Here is a 22,621-nt window from a genome sequence, read left to right on the forward strand (position 1 = left end):
CGGTTCAGTCCCCTCGGAGGGCGGTTTCGAGGACCGCGGCGATCTCGGCCGCCGGGCCCGGGGTCAGGACGTCGCTGTGGCCGCAGGCCAGGTCGTGCACGTCGAGCGCGGCGGCCACCCGCCGCCAGGCAGCGGTCTTCTCGGCCGGGGTGGGCCAGGTGTCCCGGGTGGCGGAGAAGAGCGTCACGCGCCCCTCGTAGGGCGTCGGGCTCCAGTGCCGGACGACCCGGGTGTGGTGGGTCCCCACGTCGACGAGGGCGTGGAGCTGAGGGTCGGTCAGCGCGTCGAAGCCGCTGCGGCGGACCGTGGCGAACACCCGTGCGCGGTCCAGCGGTCCGGGCGGCACGGGCAGGTCGGGGGCGTGGCTCTGGAGCAGGATGCGCAGCAGTTCGTCCTCGACGGCCACCGGGTCCAGCGGGGTGCCGAGGATGGTGTCCGGCATCGGCATGGCGTCCACCACGGCGAGCATCCTGACCTCCTCCCCCGCCCGGCGCAGCCGGACCGCCATCTCGTGGGCGAGGCCGCCGCCGAAGGACCGGCCGAGGAGCAGGTACGGCCCGTGCGGCAGGAGTGCGCGGAGGCGTGCCACGTACAGGTCGGCCATCCCGCCCATGGAGGGCGGGAGGTGGTCCACCCCGGTCAGCAGGGCCGGGCTCTGGAGGGTGTGCACGGGGCGGGCGGGGTCGAGGTACGGGAGCAGGTTGGCGAACGACCAGCCGAGGCCGAGCCCCGGGTGGACGCAGACGAGCGGGGTACGGTCGCCCCCGGCGCGCAGGGTGAGCACCGGCTCCAGGCTGTTCCCGGACGGATCGCCGGAGCCCGCGGCCGGACCGGTGCGCTGCCGGGCGGACCGCAGGGGGATGCGCGGGGCGCGGCCGCCGGCGGCGGCCGGTGCGTCGAGGCGGGCGGCGAGGGCGGCCGGGGTCGGCGCGTCGAACAGGACCGAGACGGGGATCCGTACGTCGAGGACCGTCTCGATCTTCGACTTCAGGCGCAGCGCGGTCAGGGAATGGCCGCCGGCGGTGAAGAAGTCGGTGTCCGGGCCGACGGCGGGGAGGCCGAGCACCGTACCGAACAGGGCGCACAGCTCCCTCTCTCGGTCGGAGCGCGGGGCCCGGGAGACCGCCTGCTCCCCGGTGGGTCCGGGGGCGGGCAGGGCGGCGCGGTCGACCTTGTGGTGGCGGGTGAGCGGCACGTGGTCGATGCGGGCCCAGACGGTTGGGACGAGGTGCGCGGGCAGGTGCCGGGCGGCGTGTTCGCGGACCCGGGCGAGGGTGCGGTGCCACTGCTCGTCGCGGGTGGCGTTCGTGTCCGTCGCGTCGCAGGCGCCTTCGTCCAGGAGCAGCCAGGCGGCGAGGAGTTTGCCGCCGGTCGCGTCGCGCCGGGCGCCGACGACGGCCCGCGCCACGCCGGGGCAGCCGGTCAGCGCGGCCTCGACCTCGGCGGGTTCGACGCGGAAGCCCCGGACCTTGACCTGGTCGTCGGCGCGGCCGGCGAACTCCAGGACTCCGCCGCTCGTATGCCGGGCGAGGTCGCCGGTGCGGTACATGCGGCTGCCCGGCGGTCCGTAGGGATCGGCGACGAAGCGCTCGGCGGTGGCCACCGGGCGCCCGAGGTAGCCGTGGGCGAGGCCGGTGCCGGCGAGGTACAGCTCGCCGGTGGCGCCGGCGGGCATCGGGCGCAGCGCGGCGTCCAGGACGTAGGCGCGGGTGTTGTCCAGGGGGCGGCCGATGGGGACGGCGCCCGGGTCGCTGTCGGTGTGAGCGGTGTGCGCGGGAGTGACGTGTGTGGTGGGGGCGGTGTGCGCGGTGGCGAACACCGTTGTCTCGGTGGGTCCGTAGCCGTTGACCACCACGGCGCCGGGGCAGTGTTCCTGGATCCGGCGCACGGTGTCCCGCGCCAGGACGTCGCCGCCGGCCCACACCTCGCTGAGCCCCGAGAGCGCGTCCGGCGCGATCTCCGCGACGGTACGCAGCAGTTCGGGCGTGAGCATCAGCGCGGTGACCCCGCGATCGGGCACCACCCGCTTGAGGAGGTCGGGGGTGACGGCCTCGGCGGGGGCGACCACCACGGTCCCGCCGTTCAGGAGCGGGATCCACACCTCGTAGGTGGAGGCGTCGAACGTGTACGGGTTGTGGAACAGCACCCGCCGGTGCGCGCCGCCCGCGAAGCGTCCGTCGGCGGCCAGTTCGGTGATCGCCCGTTGCGGGACGACCACGCCCTTGGGCTCTCCGGTGGAGCCGGAGGTGTAGATCACGCAGGCGGCGGACTCCGGATGGGCCGGGACCCCGTCGAAGTCCCCGGGTCCCGCGCGCTCCTCCTCCATGTCCACCACCGGCAGATCCGGGGGGAGCCGGACCGGGAAGGCGCCCAGGGTGAGGGCGAGGACGGGCGCCGCGGCCTTCACCAGGCGGGCCAGCCGCTCCGACGGCTGGGCCGGGTCGAGCGGCAGCCAGCAGGCCCCGGCCTTGAGGACCGCGAGCTGGGCCACGACCACGGACGCCGACCGGGGCAGCAGGAGGGCCACCGTGTCCCCCGGCGCCACACCGGCCAGGACGAGCCGGCCGGCCAGCCGGTCCGACGCGGCGTCGAGCCGCGCGTAGCTGAGGATCTCGCCGTCCGTGTCGACGGCGGGCGCGTCCGGCGTACGGGCCACCTGCGCGGCGAACCGCCCCGTCATGGTGGCGGGTTCGGCGACGGCGCGGGCCGGGCCTGCCGCGAGGGCGAGCAGCCGGTCGTGTTCCGCCTGCGGGAGGGCGTCGATGTCCTGCGCCAACCGCTGCGGATTCTCGGCGAGTTGTTCCAGTACGCGCACGACGCCGCGGGTGATCGCGGTGGCGGAGATTCCCCGGCGGCAGCTCACCGACAGCAGCATCCGTTCCTCGGCGACGGCGGCGATGGTGACCGGGTAGTGGGTCGCGTCCGTCACCGTCACCAGGCGTACCGTGTCGGGCCCGTCCTGGCTCGCCGGGTCCTGCGGGAAGTTCTCGAAGGCGAGGATGGAGTCGAAGAGTTCACCGGCCCCGACGTTCCGCTGCACCTCGGCGACGCGGGCGTGGTGATGGGCCAGCAGCCGGGACTGCTCGTCCTGGATCCGGTGGAGCAGGTCGCCCGCGCTCTCGCCGTCCCGGAGTTGTACCCGTACCGGCAGGGTGTTGATGAACAGGCCCACCATGGACTCGACGCCCGGCAGGTCGTGCGGGCGTCCGGAGACGACCGCTCCGAAGACCAGGTCACGGGCTCCGGTCAGCCGGGCCAGGACCAGCGCCCAGGCGACCTGTACCACGGTGTTGAGGGTGACGCCCGCCTCGGCGGCCCGTGCGGTCAGGGTCCCGGTGAGCGCGGCCGGCAGCCGTGTCCGCGTCCGGTCGGGCGCGGTGTCGGGGCCGTCCGGTGCCAGCAGCGCGGGCCGGTCCAGGCCGTCGAGCGCCTCGGCCCACGCGGTGTCGGCCTTGTGCTGGTCCTGCCCGCTCAGCCACACCAGATAGTCGCGGTAGGGCACGGGGGGCGGCAGCGGGCGGCCCGCGACGAGGGCCACGAGGTCCCGTTCGAGGATCGGCAGCGACCAGCCGTCGAGCAGGATGTGGTGGAAGGACACGATCAGTTCGGCGCCGGTGTCGTGCCGCAGGAAGGTGGCGCGGACCAGGGGCGGCCGGGCGAGGTCGAAGCGGAGCGCCGCGTCCTCGCGCAGCACCTCCTCGGTCCTTACGGTGACGTCGTCCAGGCTCAGTCCTGTCAGGTCCACCTCGGTCCAGGGCAGGCGGACGGCCTTCGGGACGACCTGGACGGGCCGGTCGAGGCGCTCGTGCCGGAAGCAGGCGCGCAGGTTGGGGTGGCGGGCGAGGAGGGCGCCGACGCCGGCCCGTACCGCGTCCGTGGCGACGGCGCGGCCGATCAGGAAGCGGGCCTGCACCAGGTAGGGGTCGGGGCCGCCGGTGTCCCGGGCGGCGTGGAAGAGCAGTCCTTCCTGGACCGGGGAGAGTGGCAGTACGTCCGCGATGCGCGCGTTCATCGTCGTCCCCCTTGGTGGGCGGAGGCTCCGGAGCCGTCCGTGCCGTCCATGTCGTGGATGCCGCCGTCGGGATCGGTGTCGGTGTCTGTGCCGAACTCCGCGTCGAAGTCTCCGAAGTCGCCGAAGTCCATTTCCTGGCCGAGCAGTTCCAGCTGGTCCCCGGTGAGGTCGACCAGCGGGAAGTCGGACGGGGTGTGGCCCGCCCCGCCGTCGGGACCGCGGTGGTCCGCGAGGACGCCGAGCGCCTCGGACCAGGCCGCCGCCAGGGCGTGTACCTCGTCCTCGGTGAACACCCCGGCCGCGTACGAGAAGCTCGCCTCCAGCAGGAGGTCGCCGTTCTCCTCGCGGGACAGCACGTCCACCTCCAGCGCGTGGCCGAGGGGCACGGCCTCGGGACCGACGTCGAGCAGCCGTCCGCCCGCCGCGTCGGACTCGGCGAACCTGCCGAGGTAGTTGAAACGGACGTCGGGGACGGGGAGCGCGGCGAGGGCGGGCCCCGTCGTGGGGTGGAGGTAGCGCAGCAGGCCCCAGCCGAGGCCGCCCGCGGGCACGCCCCGCAGCTGTTCCTTGACGCTCTTGAGCGCCTCCCCCGGCCGGCCGCCGGGCCGCACCGCGGCGGCGCCGAGGTCCAGGCGGACCGGGTACTGCGAGGTGAACCAGCCGACCGTGCCGGACACGTCCACCGGCGCGGAGATCACTTCGCGGCCGTGGCCCTCCAGGTGGACCAGCAGGGCGGACCCGGTGCCCCGCCACTGGACGGCCGCCGCCGTCAGCGCGGTGAGCAGGACCGCGTCCGGGCGGCAGTTGAAGGCACCCGGCAGGGTGACGAGCGCGCTCCTGGTGAGGTCGGGGCCCAGCTCGACGGTGAGGGTCTCCCGGCGTTCGCCGGCTCCCCGGCCGTCGGCGATCCGGGCCGTCCCGTCCGCCAGCTGTCTTTCCCACCAGGGGAGTTCGCCGAGCCGCCGGTCGGCCTCCTGGGACAGCAGCCGGGACCAGCGGGTGAACGAGGTGGTCTTCGCGGGGGCCGGGTCGCCCTCGTCCCGGTGGCCGAGCGCCGCCGCGAGTTCCTGGCCGATCACCCGCCAGGACAGTCCGTCGACGGCCAGGTGGTGCACGGTGACGAGCAGGGCGCCGGGGCGGCCGGGTCCCGCGTCGAGCCAGACGGCCCGCAGCATCTCGCCGTCCTCGGGACGGAGGGCGGTGGAGACCGCCAACGCGCGTGCCCGGTCGAGGAGATCGGCGTCGGGGGCGACGGGAACGCGCAGGGTGCGCGCGTTGCCCGGGATCTCCTCGACGGGCACCTCCAGCTCCCAGTCGGCGGGGGCGTGGCCGACCAGGCGCATCCGCAGCGCGGCGTGGCGCGCGGCCAGGCCGGTGACGGCCTCCGTGAGCGTTCCGAGGCCGGTACCGGATGCCACCGGGAAGACCATGGACTGGGTGAACGCCGAGGTGTCCGGGCCCTGTTCGCGCCACCAGCGCATCACGGGGGTGAGCGGCAGCCGCCCGTACCCGGTGTCCTCCTCCTGGGGGAGGCCGGTGTCCGGGGTACGGGCGAGCACGGCGAGCCGGGCAGGTGTGCGGACGGTGAACACGTCGTGCGGGGAGAGCACCAGACCGGCCGCCCTGGCCCGTACCGCGAGCTGGATGGCCATGATGCTGTCGCCGCCCAGACGGAAGAAGTCGTCGTCGGGGCCCGCCTGTTCGAGGCCGAGGAGGCCGGCGAAAAGACCGCACAGGATCTCCTCGCGGGCCGACCCGGGGGCCCGTACGGTCTCGTCGGAGCGCTGCGCGGGCGCCGGCAGGGCGCCCCGGTCGAGCTTGCCGCCGGACGTCAGGGGCAGGGCGTCGAGCGCCACCACAGCGGCGGGGACCATGGCCGCGGGCAGCCGCCCGGCGGCGTGGAGCAGCAGTGTGTCCGGGTCGATCTCGCTCCCGGGGGCGGGGACGACGTACGCGACGAGCTGTGCGACTCCTGCCCTGCTGTTCCGTACGACGGCCACCGCGCGGTCCACGGTGGGGTGTTCGGTCAGCGCGGCCGCGATCTCCCCCGGTTCGATGCGCAGTCCGCGCAGCTTCACCTGCTCGTCGCCGCGACCGAGGTAGTGCGTGATGCCGGTGGGGTCGCGGTGGGCGAGGTCGCCGGTGCGGTACATGCGGCTGCCCGGCGGCCCGTACGGATCGGCGACGAACCGCTCGGCGGTGAGCGCGGCGCGCCCCAGGTAGCCACGGGCGAGCGCGGGTCCCGCCAGGTACAGCTCGCCGCTGACCCCGGCGGGTACCGGGCGCAGCCGCTCGTCGAGGACGTAGGCGCCGGTGCCTGGCAGCGGGCTGCCGATGGGCGGGGTGGTGCCGTCGGCGGCGAGGGGCGCGGAGAGGGTGGAGACGACGGTGGCCTCGGTGGGCCCGTACGCGTTGTGGAGGCGCCGGCCTCCGGCGGTCCAGCGGGCGATCAGGTCCGGCGGGCACGACTCCGCGCCGACGAGGAGGGTGCGCAGCTCCGGGTGGGGTCCCGCCGGCACGGTGGCGAGCACGGACGGCGGGACGAAGGCGCACGAGATGCGCCGCTCGGTCAGTACGTCCGCAAGGGCGTCGCCCACGAGCGGTCCCCGGGGCGGCAGGACGAGGGTGCCGCCCGAGCCGAAGGCCAGGCACATCTCGCCGACGGAGATGTCGAACGTCGGCGGTCCGAGCTGGAGGACCCGGCTGCCGGCGCCGAGGGCGGTGCCGTCCACGAGACCTGCCGTCAGGGCGGCCACCCCGGCGTGGGTGACGATCACGCCCTTGGGGGTGCCGGTGGAGCCGGAGGTGTGGATGACGTGGGCGGCGCCGGTGGTTTCCGGGTGGCCGGGCGGCAGCAGGGGTTCACCGGCCCGGGTGTCCTCGTCCGGGACCGCCCAGGCGTTCTCGTCCAGGACCAGGGCCGGGAGGTCCGTGCCGAGCGGCTCGGCGCCCGGTGCGGTGACCAGGAGTACGGGTGCGGCCTCGGCGAGGACGCGGCGCACGCGCTCGACGGGGTGCGCCGGGTCGACGGGCAGGTACGCGGCGCCGGCGCGCTGGGCGGCCAGTGCGGCCACCGGCCAGTCGGTGCCCCGGTCGAGGGCGAGGGCGACGATCCGGCCGGGCCCTGCTCCGTACCGCACCATCCGGTGTGCCAACCGGTCGACACGGTAGGTCAGTTGGGCGTAGCTGAGGGTCTCTCCGCCGGATTCGAGGGCCGGCGCGTCCGGGGTGCGGGCCGCCTGACGGGCCACCAGCTCGGGCAGCGAGGCGGGGGCGGGCGCGGCGGGCCCCGCCGCGTCGGCGAGCAGGTGGCCTCGCATGGCGCCGGGCACCAGGTCGATGTCGCCGACGAGCGCGGTCGGATCGGTGGTGATCCGCCGCAGGAGTTCGACGTAGCACTCGGTCCAGCGGGCCACGACCTGGGGGTCGAAGACGTCGGTACGGAGCCCGAAGCTGCCCTCCATGCCGTCGTCGCAGTCCTTCACGACACCGACGAGGTCGTGCTCGCCGCCGGTGTGGATGCGCTCGGGCTCCGCGAACTCCTTCATCACGGAGACGCTCGGCTGCTGCGTCAGGTGCATGAACACCCACTGGTACAGCGGGGCCCGGCCCGCGCTGCGCTCCGGGGCGGCGGCCGACACGATCCGGCCGACCGGGACGTCCGCGTTGGCCATCAACTCGGGGAAGTCGACGGCGAATCCGGCGAGCACGTCGGCGAAGGAGCGGTCGGACCGTACCCGCCAGCGGGTCGGGACGGCGTTCATGACGTACCCGATGACCTGGTCGAGTCCCTTGGCCGCGCGGTTGGCGATGGGGGTGCCGAGGATCAGGTCGTCGGCGCCGCTGACCCGGTGCGCGAGGACGGCGAAGGCCGCCATCAGGACGACGTACACGGAGGCGCCGCGCTCGCGGGCCAGGGCGCGCACGGCGGCGGCGGTCGGCGCGTCGATGTGGAAGGGGACCTGGGCGATGCCGTCGCCCGAGGTGACGGGGGTGCCGCCGCCGCCCGGCACGGTGAGCGGCCCGGGCGGGTCCGCGAGGTAGCGGCGCCAGAAGTCGAGGCGGGCCCCGAAGACCCCGGACTCCGCCAACTCGTCCTGCCAGGAGGAGAAGTCGGCGTACTGGACGGCGGGCCGGGTCAGGGGCGGCTCCTTGCCGTCGCGCAGCGCTCCGTACGCCTGGGCGAACTCGTTCTGGAGCACGTCGAACGACCACCAGTCACTGATGGTGTGGTGCAGGCTGAGCATCAGGGTGGAGCGCCGCTCGTCGACCCGGACGAACCGGGCCCGGATCAGCTTGTCCCCGCCCAGGTCGAAGGGGCGGGCGCGGAAGGTCTCGAAGGCCTCGTCGATGCTCGTGTCCGTGCCCCGCAGGTCCTCGCGCTCCAGGTCGAAGGCGCCCTCGTCGGGGAACTCGACGTGCAGCCCGCCCGACTCGTCCGTCCTGATCCGGGTGCGCAGGATGTCGTGGTTCCGCTGGATCAGCGTCAGGGCCGCCTCCAGGTGCGCCGGGTCGGCGGGGCTGTCGAAGTGGTAGGCGGAGCACAGGTTGAGCGCGGCCGTGCCGGGATAGAGCGAGTCGTACACCCACAGGTCGTGCTGGGCGGGGCTGAGGGGGACCGGCCTGCCGGGGTCGCGCGGGGGTATGACGGCGGGTATCTCGCGGGCGCGGCCGGCTTCCAGGAGGCGGCGCATCAGGCGCACGCGCTGCTCCCTGCCGAGGGCGCCGAACCGGTCGGCCATGGAGGGGGTCGCCGCGCCGGGAGCCGCGCGGAACAGGGTGGGGGCAGTCATCACAGGGTCTCTTTCAGTTCGGCCAGCCGGTGCAGTCCGGCCAGTACGTCGTCCCGTCCGATTCCGAAGTCGATGAAGCAGGCGACCTCGTCGACGCCCAGCTCGGCCAGATCGGCGAGCATCTTGGCGCAGTGGCCGGGTGAGCCGAGGAGACTGCCCCAGCTCAGGTAGCGCTCGAACGCGAACTCGGCGAGCATCGCCGCCTGTTCGTCGGTGAGCCGTGCGGTCGCGGCGTCCGCGGACCGGTTGGCGGCGGTCTGGCGGACGTACGAGGCGAGGTAGGCCCGCAGGGGCGCGCCGGCCTGGCGCCGGACCTCCGCGTCGTCCGTGCCGACATAGGTGTGGGCCATCAGCGTGACCCGGCCGTGCGCGTCGGTGCCCCGCTGGTCGGGGGCCTCGGCGCAGGCGGCGCGGTAGCGGGCGATCCGGTCGGCGAGTTCGTCCCTGCTCTGTCCGACGGTCGCGCCGAGCACTCCGGCGCGCAGCCGTCCGGCGGCCTCCCAGGTCTCCGGGTTGCCGGACGTGGTGATCCACAGCGGCAGGGTGTCCTGGACGGGCCGGGGCTGGGGCACGACGGAGACCGGGGTGCCGGTGCCGTCGGGGTACTCGGCGGGCTCGCCCGCCCAGAGGGCCCGCAGCCGGGGGACCGTCTCCAGGGCGGTCCGCCTGCGGTCCGCGTACTGCTCGGGGGCGAGGGTGAAGTCCTTTGAATGCCAGCCGGTGGCGACGGACAGGCCCACCCTGCCGTGCGAGAGGTTGTCGACGACGGCCCAGTCCTCCGCCACCTTCAGCGGGTGGTGCAGCGGGAGGACCACACTGCCGGCACGGATACCGATCCGCTCGGTGGCGACGGCGAGCGCCGCGCCGAGCACCGGCGGGCTGGGGAACACCTGTCCCACCTGCTGGAAGTGGCGTTCGGGGGTCCAGATGGCGTGGAATCCGAGCCGGTCCGCGGTTCTGGCCACGGTGAGGATGTCCTCGTACGTCTCGGCGTGCCGGGTCTCCCCGGCGGTGGTGCTGTCCGCACCGAAGAACATCACACTGAGGTCCACTGCCACTCCTCCTGTTGGGTGCCGGGCCGGTTCGGGTTCTCGTGCGGGCGCGCCGGTGTCTCGCGCTGCCGGGTCGGGGCGTCGTGCCGGCGCGGCACCCGGGGGCGGCGTGTGATGGGGGCCGCCACGGGTCCGGTCCTGGCGGCGGGCCGCTCCAGCTCGGCGGCGAGCGCGGCGATGGTGGGTGCGGCGAAGAGCTGGGCTGCGGTGACGGGCCGTTCGTCGGTGCTGAGGCGGGCCGCGACCCGGACCGCGCGCAGCGAGTTGCCGCCGAGGGTGAAGAAGTCGTCGTGCAGTCCGGCCCCCGGCACGCCCAGGACTTCGCACCACACGGCGGCGGTCCGGCGCTCCAGGTCGGTCAGGGGGCGCGGGTCGCTTCCGGAGGGCGGAGAGGGCCGCGTGGGTACGGCGACGGTGTCGCCCACGCCGGCGCGCCGGGGCGGTGCGGCGAGGCCGAGGCGGGAGAGCGGGGTGGCGGGGTCGGCGGCGGCCGCTTCCAGGGCGTGCGGGAGGGTGTCGGCGAGCCAGTGGACGAAGCCCGCGTCCAAGGTGTCCTCGCGGTACTCGAAGGTGAGTGTCAGTCCGTCCGGGGTGCCGTCGGGCGCGGTCGAGTCGGTGACGTCCACCAGCAGTTCGAACCGGGCGGCGCCGGTACGGACGACCTCGACGCCCTGGTCGGCGCCGGGCAGCGCGACCTCGGCGCGCGCGTTGTTCTGGAGGGCGAGGACCACGTCGGTGAACGGCTGACGGCCCGGGGTGCGCGGCGGGTTGAGGGCGCCGACCACGTCCTCGAACGGCACGTCCTGGTGGGCGAAGGCGGTGAGGTCGGTCTCCCTGACGCGGGCGAGCAGCTCCCCCGCCGTGGGGTCGCCGGACAGGTCGGTGCGCAGGACCAGCATGTTGACGAAGAACCCGACGACGTCCTCGACACTGCCGTCGCCGGACCGGCCGGCGACCGGGGCGCCGATCGCGGTGTCCTCGCCGGCGCCGGCCCGTACCAGGACCGTGGCCAGGGCGGCGTGCAGGGCCATGAAGAGGGTGGCGCCCTGGGCGCGGGCGGCGTCGACCAGGCGGGCGTGGGCCGCCGCGCCGAGGTGGCGTACCACCACGCGGGCGGCGGGGCCGGGGACGGCGGGGCGGCCGGTACGGCGGGGCAGCAGCGGCCCGTCGGCGGCCAGTCCGTCCAACTCTTTGCGCCAGTAGGTGAGCTGACGGGCCGCCAGCGCGTGCGGGTCGGCCGGTGAGCCGAGCCGGTCGAGCTGGTGGCGGGCGTGTTCCGCGTACGGGACGGGGAGCGGGGGCAGTACGGACGTGTCCCGGCCGTCCTCGACCCGGGCGCGGTAGGCGCGGGACAGGTCGCGGAACAGCGGGCGCAGCGACCAGCCGTCCCCGGCGATGTGGTGGACCAGCACCAGGAGCGCGTGCTCGTCCGGCCGCTCCCGGGTGGTGAACAGGGTGGCGCGCAGCGGGAGTTCGGTGCGCAGGTCGAACAGGTGGGCGGCCTCGCGCTCGAACTCCCCGGCCACGTCGGCGGCGGGCAGCCGGACGTGCTGGAAGGGAGGCCGCGCCTCCGCGCCGGTCCGTACGCTCCGTACAGGGGAACCGTCGGTCTCGTCGAAGACGGTACGGAGCACCTCGTGCCGGTCGGCGACCTGCGCCAGGGCGTCGCTCAGCGCGTCCGGGTCGACGTCGCCCCGCAGGCGGACCAGCATCGGCAGGTTGTACGCGGCGCCCGCGCCGATCCGGTCCAGGAACCACAGGCGGCGCTGGGCGTGCGAGACCGGGAGGGTGCCGGACCGGGGCGCGGTGGCGGACGGTACGGGGGACGACCGGGGCGCGGTGTCGACGTACGGGGCGAGGAGCGCCGGGGTGGGGGACTCGAAGAGCGTACGGAGGTCGAGTTCGGCGCCGAGGGTCGCGTGGATCCGGCCCAGCAGCCGGGCCGCGAGCAGCGAATGGCCGCCCAGCGAGAAGAAGTCGGCGTCGGGGCCGACCGGGCCGGTGCGCAGGACCTGGGCGAAGAGGCCGCAGAGGGCGGCCACGGTCCCGCCCGCCTCCGGGCGTCCCGCGCCGGCCGCCGCGCGGCCGGGCTCCGGCAGGGCGGCCCGGTCGAGTTTGCCGCTGGGGGTCAGGGGCAGGGCGTCGAGCGGGACGAAGGCGGCCGGGACGAGGTAGTCGGCCAGGACGGTACGGGCGTAGGCGCGCAGCTCGTCGGCCGGGGGCGCCTGCCGGCGTCCGCCGCGCGGGACGACGTACGCGGTCAGCTGCCGGTCGCCGGCCGGGTGTTCGCGGGCGACGACGGCCGCCCGGTCGATGGCCGGGTGGCGGGCCAGGACGCTCTCGACCTCGCCCGGCTCGACCCGGAAGCCCCGGATCTTCACCTGGCTGTCGGCCCGGCCGAGGTAGGCGAGGACGCCGTCGGCGCCCCGGCGTACGAGATCGCCGGTGCGGTAGAGGCGCTCGCCCGTGGGGGCCGCGACAAAACGTTCGGCGGTCAGCGCGGGCCGGCCCCGGTAGTCGCGGGCGACCCCGGCCCCGGCGGCGTACAGCTCACCGGTCACACCGTCGGGTACCGGGCTCAGTTCCTCGTCGAGGATGTGCAGCCGCTTGCCGGCGAGCGGGCGGCCGATGGGTACGGGACCGCCGTCGCGCACATCCTCCGGGGTCACCGGGTGAACGGTGAGGAAGATCATGCACTCGACGGGCCCGTAGCCGTTGCTCAGCCGCAGGCCGGGGTGGCGCTCCAGGGCGCGGGCCGCGTGCGGGGCGGAGAGGGCCTCGCCGCCCACGATCAGTTCCCGCAGTCCGTCGAGCGCCTGCGGGTACTCGTCGACGATGACGCTGAAGAGGGAGGACGAGAGATAGAGGGAGGTGATGCCGTGCTCGGCGACGAGCCGTGCCATCACGAAGGGTTCGGGGCGCCGTCCGGGGTGCAGGACGCAGGTCCCGCCGTTGAGGAGCGGGCCCCACAGCTCCAGGGCGAACGCGTCCCAGGACAGGGGCGCGCACTGGAGCCACACGGACCCGGGGCCGAAGGAGGCGAAGTCCTGTCCGGTGAGGGTGGCGGTGACGGCGTGGTGCGAGGCGGCGATGCCCTTGGGCCGTCCGGTCGAGCCGGAGGTGAACATCACGCAGGCGATGTCGCCGGGGCGGACCGGGACCGTGCCGCGCGCCAGCGGTGGCGCGGACGGGGCGTCCTCGACGTGGACCTCGGGGACGCCGAGCGCGTCAGGTCCGGCGTCGCGGGTCGACACCACGGCGGCGATCTCCGCGTCCGCCGCCATCGCCCGGAGCCGTTCCGCGGGGAAGGCGGGGTCGAGCATCACGTATCCGGCGCCGGCCTTGAGGATGCCGAGCACGGTCACGACCAGTGCGGTGGAGCGCTCCAGGAACACCCCGACCGTGTCGCCGTGCCGGACGCCGCTCGCCACGAGCAGGCCCGCCAGCCGGTCGGCGCGGGTGTCGAGCCCCGCGTAGTCGAGGCGTTCTTCACCGTGGATCAGGGCCGTCGCGCCGGGCGTCCGTACCGCCTGGTCCTCGAACCGCTCATGCGTGCACTTCATCGCGCTCACCTCCTGGATGGCTGCTGCTCTCCTCGCGGGGCGCGTCGTGCGCCTCCGGCACGTCGTGCTCCTTCCGCGCTTCCGGCTGTTCGGGTGCGTCGAACTCTTCGGGTGCGTCGAAGTCGATCAGCAGGACGTCGATGTCTCTGATGGAGCGGCTGGCGAGGCCCCACAGGGCGATCGCGGTCCCGCCGACGCCGGCGAGGAACAACATGGCCGCCATACCGCTGCCAGGACCGTCGCCGACGAGTGGCCCGAGCACGGTGAAGATCCCGGAGCCGTCGGCCGCCGCCGGTTCGAAGACGTGGTCGGCGAGCGGTCCCGAGACCGCCATGGCCAGGGGTACGGAGATCTGCGACAGGAACATCACCGCGCCGAAGACCCGGCCCTGCCACGCGTGGGGGACCTTGGTCTGCACGATCGCCTGCATGGACGCGTTGACCGTCGTCATGAGCAGGGCGCCGATGAGGATCGCCACGCACCAGCCGGCCACTCCGCCGGCCAGACCCATCGCGACCAGGCCGGACAGGCACATGCCGACCACGCCGAGCATCATGCCCCGGCCGCGGTTCCTGGGGCCGCCCCAGGCCGCCATCAGCAGGGCGCCGGCCACTCCGCCGATCCCGATCGCGCTGTTCACGGCGGCGAGCGCGCCGGTGTCGGCGCGCAGCAGCACCATCGGCGAGATGAGGGCGAAGCCGAAGACCATGACCAGGTTGACCAGGCAGAAGTTGACGATCAGGTCGCGCAGGCTGGGCACCCGGAACAGGTAGCGCAGCCCCTCGACCGCGTCGGCCGTGATCCGCCGCCGCGGCGCGCCGGTGGTGTCCTTGACGACCACGTCGCCCTTGAGCCGTACGACCCGGATCCCGATGAGCGCGAACGCGTAACTCGCGACGTCCACCAGGAGCGTGGGGCCGATCCCGAAGACCGCGACGAGGAGGCCGCCCAGGGCGGGGCCGCCGATCCCGGCCGCGCTCTTGGCGCCGGCGAGCAGGCCGTTGGCGCGGCCGAGCTGGTCCTTGCGGACGAGGAGGGGAACGGCCGAGGACAGGGCCGGGAACTGGAACGCGGCGCACACCCCGAGCAGCACGGTGGCCGGATATATCTGCCAGGACTGGAGGGCGCCGAGGTAGTGGAGGAGGGCGAGGGAGCCCACGACGACCAGGCCGCCGGCGTCCGCGAGCTGGAGCGCGGCCCGCTTGGAGATCCGGTCGACGATCGCACCCGCAATGGGACTGAGCACCGCCTGGGGGAGCATCGCGCACAGGGAGAGGATCGTGACGGCGGTCGCCTGTTCGCCGGCCGACCACACTTCGATGATGAAGGCGAACCGGACCGCGGCGCTGCCCACCAGGGACACCGCCTGACCGGACCAGACGAGCATGAGCGGCCCCATCCCGGCGAAACCACCGGGAATGTCAGCTGTTTTCCGGGCGTCCTTCACGATCCGGGTCCCCTGTCCACCGGGGCCCGGTACGCCGTACCGCGGCTTTCGAACGGGTTGGTAACCACGCCTCAATCCCCCAGGGTTTTCGCTTTCCACGCGGATCACCACGGATCCCTGCCTGAATCGAACGGGGTCAGCATGCGTCGGGGGATTACCTCCGCGTTCCCTTCGCGAACACCGGAACGGGAAGGGCGCGGGAACGGAACGGGACGCCGACGGGACCCGGACGGGCGAGGGTTGTCACGTAGTTGTCTGCACAGAAGGAGTACTCCCGTGAAGAACCCCAGGGATCATTCGCCGGACAGGGCGAATCTGCGCCACGCCCTACAGGACCTGTCCACCGTGGAACGGTGGGCCGAGCGCGTGGCGTCGGGTGGCCGTCCCGAGCCGTACGCCGCGCAGGAGTCCCTGGACGGCCCCCAGTTCAGTGTCGAGACCGAGACCGAGAACGGCATGCACACCGTGGCCGGGATCCTGGCGCTGCCGCCCGCGCCGGACACCGGTACCGCGGGCTTGGACGAGACGGAGCGCGCCGTGCTCCGCTCGCTCGTGAGATCGCTGCTCGACCTCGCCGGCCATGAGTCGGGCCCTGCCCGTACCCATGTGGTGCTCACCCCCGGCGGACCCCGGGTGGCCGCCTGCCAACTGGGGCCGCACTACCTGGTGTTGGACCGTTCCCGCGACGGTTCCCCCGGCAGGTAACGGGGCGGGAACGGTCAGGGAACGCCCGCCAGCAACATCAGTGGTGTCGGGAAGCGGAACACCGCGAACACCCGCAAACACCAACTTAGGGGCGGGACCATGGGACGTAAGCTTGCTGGACTCTTCGGGATCATCGCGGCAACGCTGGCCTTCGGCTTCGGCACGGTGGCCGAGGCGGGACACACGCAGGGCCCCCAGAGTTCCCAGCAGGTTGTCGCCGACGACAAGGGCCCCACGATCACCGGCCCCGGCGTCCCCGCCGACGACAAGGGACCCACCCTCGTCCCGGCGGACGACAAGGGCCCGACCGTGGTGCTCGCCGACGACAAGGGCCCGACCGTGATCGCCGTCACCAACGACGACAAGGGACCCACGTCCGCCGCTCTCTGAACCGCTCCCCGTCCCACCCGCTCACCCCGAACAGCTGAGCCCCGTACCGGAGTTCCGGTACGGGGCTCGGTGCTGTCCGGCGCGTGCCGTCAGGTACGGCGGCGGTCCGCCGGCACTCCCATCCCGGCGAAGAGCTTCTCGGCGGCGGCCCGGTGCACGCCGGCTTCCGCCGTGTCGCCCAGGGCCTCGGCCATCCCCGCTAACGCGTAGGCCTCCTCGATGCGGTAACTGATGGCCGCGGAGAGGTCGAAGGCGTGCTGGTGCAGGGCCAGCGCCGCCGCCGCGTCCCCCTGGCGCAGCCGCAGCCGGCCCACCGTGTTCTCCACCTTGGCGCGCCGCAGCGGCGAGGAGTTGGTCCGCATCAGCTGGAGGGCGTACTCCGCGTGGTCCGGGGTCCGGGGCGGCCTTCCGAGCCGGTCCTCCACATCCGCCGAGAGCGCCAGGGTCAGCGCCAGGTTCACCTGGTTCCCGGTGTCGCCGTACAGCGCGCGCGCCTCGGTCAGGCAGCGGTCCGCCTCGTCGTACTCCCCCAGGCCGATGTGGGCCAGGGCCAGATCCGTGATGGCGCCGGGCAGTCCTTCATGCTGTCCGAGCTGGAGGCTCAGTTCGGCCGACCGCTGGGCCGCTTCCCGTGCCTCCTCGTACCGGCCCCACTGTTCGTACAGGGTGCTGAGGATCGTCAGGCTCTCCGCCTCCGCGCGCGGGATGCCGAGCGAGCGTTCGTGGGCGATCGCCGTCTCCATGTGGCCCAGCGCCTCGGCGAAGTTGCCGAGGAGGCTGTTGAACTGGCCGAGGATGCTCTCGCTGTGGGCCTGGGTGTGCCGGTCGCCGAGGCGGATCGCGACGTCCCGGCTCTCCCGGGCCGCGTCGAGGCCTTCGGAGAAACGGCCGAGTTTCCAGCAGGCGACGCCGAGGTTGGACAGGCTCACTCCCAGCAGCGCCAGGTCCTGCAACCGCTCGGCGGCGGCGACCGCGATCCGGCCCAGTTCGCCGAACTCCTCCAGGTGTCCACGCGCGTTGAGCTGGAAGACAAGGTTGCGGGCGAGGCACACGACGTACCGGTCGTAGCCCCGTCTTTCCGCGAGCTTGACGGCCGCGAGGAGCGCCGTCTGCTCGCGCAGGAACCACTCCTGGGCCCGGTCGGCGGTGCTCAGGTCGGGCAGTTCGGCCGTGGAGGGGAGCAGCCCGGTGGGGCGGTGGCGCCGCCCGGAGTACAGGAGGTCGCAGGCCCCTTCTGTGGCGGTCAGGTAGTAGCGGAGCAAACGTTCCACCGCGACCGCGTCCTCGCCCTCGGCGGACTCGCCGAGCTGGCTCTGCGCGAAGCTGCGGACCAAATCGTGGAAGGTGTAGAGGCCGATCTCCGGCTGCTGTACGAGGTGCACGTCGAGCAGCATTTCGAGCAGGTCCTCCGCCTCGCGGGTGCCCGAGCCGAGCAGCGCGCCCGCCGCGTGGACGTCCATGTCGCCGCCCGGGTGGAGGGCCAGCGTCCGGAACGCGGTACGGCACTCGTCGTCCAGGGCCTGGTAGGACAGACGGAGAGTGGCGGAGACGCTGCGGGCGCCGGAGCTGAGCTCGTCGAGTCTGCGGGTCTCGTCGCGCAGGCGTTCCGCCAGGTACTGGAGCGTCCAGCGCGGGCGGTTGCGCAGGCGGGCGGTGGCGATCCGCAGGGCGAGCGGGAGGTGGCCGCAGAGCCGGGCCAGTTCGGCGGCGGCTTCCGGTTCGGCCGCCACGCGCTGGGCGCCGAGGGTCTCGGCCACCAGGGTGGCGCTCTCCTCGGGCGGCATCACGCCGATGGAGATCCACTGCGCGCCGTCCAGGTCGACCAGGCGGGCGCGGCTGGTGACCAGGACGAGGCAGCCCGAGGAGGCGGGCAGCAGCGGGCGGATGCCGGCCGCGTCGCCCGCGTTGTCGAGGAGGATCAGCAGCCGTCTGCCGATCAGGGTCGCGCGCCAGAGGGCGGTACGGGCCGGTACGTCGTCGGGGATGCGGTCGCCCGGGATGCCGAGGGCCCGCAGCAGGCTGTCGAGCGCGGTGCCGGCGGTCACCGGCTGGTCGCCGGGGGTGTAGCCGCGCAGGTCGATGTGGAGCCGGCCGTCGGGGTAGTCGGGGGCGAGGCGGTGCGCGGCGCGTACGGCGAGGGAGGTCTTGCCGCAGCCGCCCATGCCGTCGATGGCGACGATCTGCGGGCCCTGGTCACTGCCTTCGCCGGCGCAGCGCAGGATCTCCGCCAGTTCCCGTTCACGCCCCGTGAAGTCCGACAGGTCGTACGGGAGGGTGCTGGGCGGTTCCGCCGGCAGCGGTACGGGGGCGGCGGGCGCGGGCGCGGGTCCCGGCCCTGCCAGTTCGGGGCTCTCCCGCAGGATTCCCTCGTACAGCTTGGTGAGCTGGGGCCCCGGGTCGATGCCCAGTTCCTCGACGAGCAGCTCGCGGACCTTGCCGTACTCCTCCAGCGCTTCCGCCTGGCGGCCGGAGCGGTAGAGCGCGACCATCAACTGGCCGCGCAGGGTCTCCCGCAGGGGATGTTGATTGACCAAATCTTTTAAGTCCACGACCAGTTCGGCGGCCTCTCCGAGCGCGAGATGGAGCTCGAAGAGCTGTTCCGCGGCGGTCAGCCGGCGTTCCTCGATGGAGGTGGAGGCCGCCTGGATCACCGGTCCGCCGCTGCCCGACAGGACAGGGCCGCGCCAGAGGGCGAGCGCTCCGCGCAGAATCTCGGCCGCTTCGGCGGGCCGGCTCTCGGCGGCCGCGATCTTCGCTTTGCGCGTGAGCAGTCCAAATTCGGCCAGGTCGATTTCACACTGTTCGAGGGCGACGCGATAACCGGGGCCGTCGGTGAGAAGGACGTCGGCACCGCCCGGTATCCGCCGTCTCAGATCGGCTATGGCCTTGCGTACTTGGTGGGAGGCCGTGGTCGGCGGCTCCTCGTCCCAGGCCGCCTCGACCAGTCGGGAAACGGGAAGCACCTTTCCCGGGTCCAGGAGCAGAGTGGCCAGAACTCGCTCCTGAATCACTCCTCCGAGCCGCAGTCGCGTCCCGTTCGACCAGCCCTCGATCGGGCCAAGAATGTTGAATCGCAGCCGATCACCTGCCGCTGTTGTCATGCGGCCTCCCTCCCCCTCAGCTCTGCACACACGCCGACCCTCCCCAGCGCGAAGCGATCGTAGCCCCTACCAGGAAAAGCGCGGTACTGCGCCGGGAAGAGTTCGGGAATGGCGCGTTGCAAGCTGTTCATCGACGGCGGGCCTTCGCCGCCGCGGAGGATACAGAGCGTGAGCAGACCGGGGAAAGACCGGTCCGGGCCGGCGCGTTCGGACCGTCCTGGGAGATCGCGTCACCGGCCATCGCATTACCGAGATTTTGGGGACCAAGGAGAGAATGATGAATTCCCAGACGGCGCCCGGTCTTGACATACTGCTCCAGAATGCGCGCAGGCGGGCGGGGCTCACTCAGGAACAGCTCGCGGGGCTTTCCACCGTGAGCGTACGGGCCATTCGGGACCTGGAGCTGGGCCGCGTGCAACATCCCCGTAAAGAAACTCTGAGACTCCTCGCCAACGCCATGCGCCTGACCGACGCACGGCGGATCGAGCTCGAACTCGCCGTCGACGCCCAGGCGGTGGGGCGGGTATTCCAGGACATATACGGAGCAGACCTCGCCGTGCCGCCCACGCCCCTGCGCCCCCTGGTGGGGCGGCGCCCCGAACTGGAGGCGCTGACAGCCCGGTTGTCCACGGAACACGAGCGTCTGCTGACACTGGTGGGGCTGCCGGGGGTGGGCAAGACCCGGCTGGCCCAGGAGGCCGCTTCGGTGCTCCACTCCCGCGACCGCGTCCCGGTGCTCTGGGTCGCCATGGACGGCGCGGCCGAGACCACCGGCGCGGCGGCGAACAGCCCGCTGTCGACCATGACGGGGTGGGTGCGGTCGCTGGTCCGTGACGGCGAGAAACTGGACGAACTTGCCACGGTCATAGGGCACAAGCCCACCCTGATCATACTGGACGGTTACGATTCGTCACCCTCCGCGATCAGGCCGCTGCTCAACCTGCTGCGCGTCTGCGAGCGCGTGAAAATCCTCACGACCACCTGCCGGCCGGTCCAGCTGCCCGGCGGCCGGCTGCTGCCGCTGGCTCCGCTGCCCGTGCCCGCCCCCTCCGACCTGGCCGTTTCCCTGCCGGGCGACTCCCTCGTCACGGACCGGCCCGCCGTGGAACTGATGCTGTCGCATGTCAGCCACATGCGGCCCGACTTCCTCCCCACGGACACCGTCACCACCACCGCGGCCCACATCTGCCGGGCACTGGACGGCATTCCGCAGGCGCTGGAGGCCGCGGCCTCCTGGCTGCTGCTGTACTCCCCCGAGCAACTCCTCGACATCGCCCGCACCGTGCCGCTGGTCCTGGTGGACGGGGTCACCCCCACCGATCCCGCCGCCGGTCCCACCCTCAGCGACCGTCTCGCCGCGGCGGTGACCGGGCTCGGCCCGCGCGCCACGGCCCTGCTCCGTACCCCGGTCGACCCGTGGACGGTGGACGACGCGGCACGCGCGAACGGCACGTCGCTGGCGGAGACCGCCCGCGACGCGCACGCCCTGCTGGTACGGGGGCTGATCCGCCAGCTCCCCACAACTCCCGGCGGTCCGGTGGGCTTCACGGTGCTCAACCTGGTCCGCGCGGCGCTCGTGGCAGAGCAGGAGAGGGAGCGCGGCTCCCTGGTCGAGGCGCTCGTGGACTAGGTCAGGCCCGCCCGCCCACTCCCCGTTCCTCTTCCCCTCCTTCCCTCCTCTGCTTCCCTCCTCTCCTTCCCTCGCCTCCCCCCTCTCGTGAAAGGCCTCGCCCCCATGCGCAACCTGATCTCCCTCGCCGACCTCACACCCGCCGAGCTGCACCACCTCGTCGGCCGGGCCGTCGAGTTCGGCCGTGACGGCATCCACGCGACGTCGCTCGCCGGGCGCCAGGTCGGCGTCTACTTCCGCAAATCCTCGACCCGTACCCGTACGTCCTTCTGGAGCGGCGCGACCCGCCTCGGCGCCGACGTGATCACGTTCGGCCCGAACGAACTCCAGCTCAGCACCGGGGAGACGGTGGAGGACACCGCCCGGGTCCTCGGGCAGTACCTCGACGCCCTCGTCGTCCGCACCAACGGGGACGTGGAGGAGATCCGCCGGCTCGGCAGCAGCCCGGACCTGGCCGTCGTCAACGCCCTGAGCCTGGACGAGCACCCGACCCAGGCGATCGCCGATCTCGCCACGCTCACCGAGGAGTTCGGCTCTCTCGACGGCGTTCACCTGCTGGCCGTCGGCGAGGGCAACAGCTCCGGGGCCGCCCTCGCGCTGGCCGCCGCGCTCACCCCCGGCCTGCGCCTCACCCTGCTGTGCCCGCGCGGGTACGAGGTGCCCAAGGACACCCTGGACCTGGTGGCCGAACTCAGCGACGGCCAGGCCCTGGTGAGCCAGGTCGTGACGGCCGACGAGGTCGAGGGCCCGGTGGACGCGGTGTACACCAGCCGGTGGCAGACCATGGGCGTGACGAAGGAGAACCCCGACTGGCTGAGCGACTTCGACGGCTTCCAGATCAACCGCGCGTTCCTGGACCGCTTCGGCGGCCCGCGGACCGTCTTCCTGCACGACCTGCCCGCGGTCCGGGGCGAGGAGGTCACCGACGAGGTCCTTGACGGCCCTTCGAGCCTGGCGTGGCGGCAGGCGCACCACAAGATGACGGCGGCGGCCTCGGTCCTGGAGTGGTGTGTGGTGGGCGCCCAGGACTGACCGCGCCTCTTCCCGCGCCTTCCGCCCCCGGCCGTTGAGGCCGGGGGCGCCGCGCGTGCCGCTCCCGCGACTCCCCGCCGGGGAAAAGCCCGCCGTAGCGGAAAGGGCGGGTACGAGGCTTTTAGCGCCTCGTACCCGCCCCTTCGGAAACGGGAGGAACCGGTGGGATCAGCCACCCATCGCCGCGACCACCGAACGCGGCCGCATATCGGTCCAGTTCGCCTCGATGAATTCCCCGCACTCCTCCTTGCTGCCCTCGTCCCTCATCAGCTCCCAGCCGGCGGGCTGCTGGATCCGGGCCGGCCACAGCGAGTACTGGCCTTCTTCGTTGGCCAGCACCACATAGCGGCCGTTGGAGTCCTCGAACGGATTGGTTGCCATGTTCTCCACCTCGGTTGGACGAAGGTAAGCGTTCGGTCGTGGGGTGCGCCTGAGTTGTTCGGCTGAGTCAAAGACTAGGAGCCGGGCGCCGCTCCACCGGGCAGAAGCCCAGGCAGATCGGCGGCACCACGGCCGCCCCGTCAGGCGAGCATCCGGGCCCGCTGGTGCGCGTACGTGAACGCGACCCCGGTCGCCACGGTCGCCGCGCGCACCGCCCCGAGCGCCTCGCGCACCAGCTCGGAGCGCTCCAGCGGCAGGCCCTCGAACCCGGCCTGACCGGCACGGACGATGTTCAGCGCGGCTTCGAGCACGGCGATCTGGGCCTCTCCCAGCGCCTCCCGCCGGTCGACCCGCTCCCGCACCTCCTCCAGGACGTCCGCGAGTACGTCCGCCACCAGGACACTGTGGCCGGTCTCTGCCATGTCATCACTCCTCGGTCGTTCGCCGGCGGTCGGTACGGAGCCGGAGGCTGAATTCTGCGAGCGCAGTGCGATCAGTCTCGCGCCCCCGGGGCC

At 73.4% G+C, this 22,621-nt stretch carries 12 protein-coding genes; 4 read left to right on the forward strand and 8 right to left on the reverse strand.

Annotated elements, in window-relative coordinates:
* Positions 1 to 4 precede the first annotated feature (4 nt).
* The 5 genes from OG349_RS02995 to OG349_RS03015 are packed head-to-tail and all read right to left on the reverse strand — an operon-like array spanning position 5 to position 14,807.
* Positions 5 to 4,012, reverse strand: a complete 4,008-nt coding sequence (locus OG349_RS02995) for a non-ribosomal peptide synthetase (RefSeq protein WP_327233078.1) — start codon at positions 4,010 to 4,012, stop codon at positions 5 to 7.
* Entirely contained in the window at positions 4,009 to 8,805 is a 4,797-nt protein-coding gene (locus tag OG349_RS03000) for a non-ribosomal peptide synthetase (RefSeq protein WP_327233079.1), read from the reverse strand. The genes OG349_RS02995 and OG349_RS03000 overlap by 4 nt, the downstream gene beginning before the upstream one ends.
* Positions 8,805 to 9,857, reverse strand: a complete 1,053-nt coding sequence (locus tag OG349_RS03005) for a MupA/Atu3671 family FMN-dependent luciferase-like monooxygenase (RefSeq protein ID WP_327233080.1) — start codon at positions 9,855 to 9,857, stop codon at positions 8,805 to 8,807. The genes OG349_RS03000 and OG349_RS03005 overlap by 1 nt, the downstream gene beginning before the upstream one ends.
* On the reverse strand, positions 9,842 to 13,420 hold the full coding sequence (locus OG349_RS03010; protein ID WP_327233081.1) for an amino acid adenylation domain-containing protein: 3,579 nt from the start codon (positions 13,418 to 13,420) through the stop codon (positions 9,842 to 9,844). The genes OG349_RS03005 and OG349_RS03010 overlap by 16 nt, the downstream gene beginning before the upstream one ends.
* A complete protein-coding gene (locus OG349_RS03015) occupies positions 13,404 to 14,807 on the reverse strand; it encodes an MFS transporter (RefSeq protein WP_327233082.1) in 1,404 nt (467 codons plus the stop codon). The genes OG349_RS03010 and OG349_RS03015 overlap by 17 nt, the downstream gene beginning before the upstream one ends.
* A 336-nt stretch (positions 14,808 to 15,143) precedes the next feature.
* Here OG349_RS03015 and OG349_RS03020 point away from each other — a divergent pair, with 336 nt between their 5' ends.
* Both OG349_RS03020 and OG349_RS03025 read left to right on the forward strand, forming a co-directional pair.
* Positions 15,144 to 15,572, forward strand: a complete 429-nt coding sequence (locus tag OG349_RS03020) for a hypothetical protein (RefSeq protein WP_327233083.1) — start codon at positions 15,144 to 15,146, stop codon at positions 15,570 to 15,572.
* A 99-nt stretch (positions 15,573 to 15,671) separates the two neighbouring features.
* A complete protein-coding gene (locus OG349_RS03025; protein WP_327233084.1) occupies positions 15,672 to 15,962 on the forward strand; it encodes a hypothetical protein in 291 nt (96 codons plus the stop codon).
* 89 nt (positions 15,963 to 16,051) lie between these two features.
* Here the strand turns inward: OG349_RS03025 and OG349_RS03030 are convergent, their stop codons facing one another.
* A complete protein-coding gene (locus OG349_RS03030; protein WP_327233085.1) occupies positions 16,052 to 19,063 on the reverse strand; it encodes an AfsR/SARP family transcriptional regulator in 3,012 nt (1,003 codons plus the stop codon).
* Positions 19,064 to 19,337: 274 nt separating this feature from the next.
* Here OG349_RS03030 and OG349_RS03035 point away from each other — a divergent pair, with 274 nt between their 5' ends.
* Positions 19,338 to 20,693, forward strand: a complete 1,356-nt coding sequence (locus OG349_RS03035; RefSeq protein ID WP_327233086.1) for a helix-turn-helix domain-containing protein — start codon at positions 19,338 to 19,340, stop codon at positions 20,691 to 20,693.
* 105 nt (positions 20,694 to 20,798) lie between these two features.
* Positions 20,799 to 21,725, forward strand: a complete 927-nt coding sequence (locus tag OG349_RS03040) for an ornithine carbamoyltransferase (protein ID WP_327233087.1) — start codon at positions 20,799 to 20,801, stop codon at positions 21,723 to 21,725.
* Positions 21,726 to 21,893: 168 nt separating this feature from the next.
* Here the strand turns inward: OG349_RS03040 and OG349_RS03045 are convergent, their stop codons facing one another.
* Both OG349_RS03045 and OG349_RS03050 read right to left on the reverse strand, forming a co-directional pair.
* Positions 21,894 to 22,106, reverse strand: a complete 213-nt coding sequence (locus OG349_RS03045; protein WP_161311378.1) for an MbtH family protein — start codon at positions 22,104 to 22,106, stop codon at positions 21,894 to 21,896.
* Positions 22,107 to 22,246: 140 nt separating this feature from the next.
* A complete protein-coding gene (locus tag OG349_RS03050) occupies positions 22,247 to 22,528 on the reverse strand; it encodes a hypothetical protein (protein WP_327233088.1) in 282 nt (93 codons plus the stop codon).
* Positions 22,529 to 22,621: the final 93 nt, after the last annotated feature.

The sequence above is a fragment of the Streptomyces sp. NBC_01317 genome (genome assembly GCF_035961655.1).
Classification (GTDB): Bacteria; Actinomycetota; Actinomycetes; order Streptomycetales; family Streptomycetaceae; genus Streptomyces.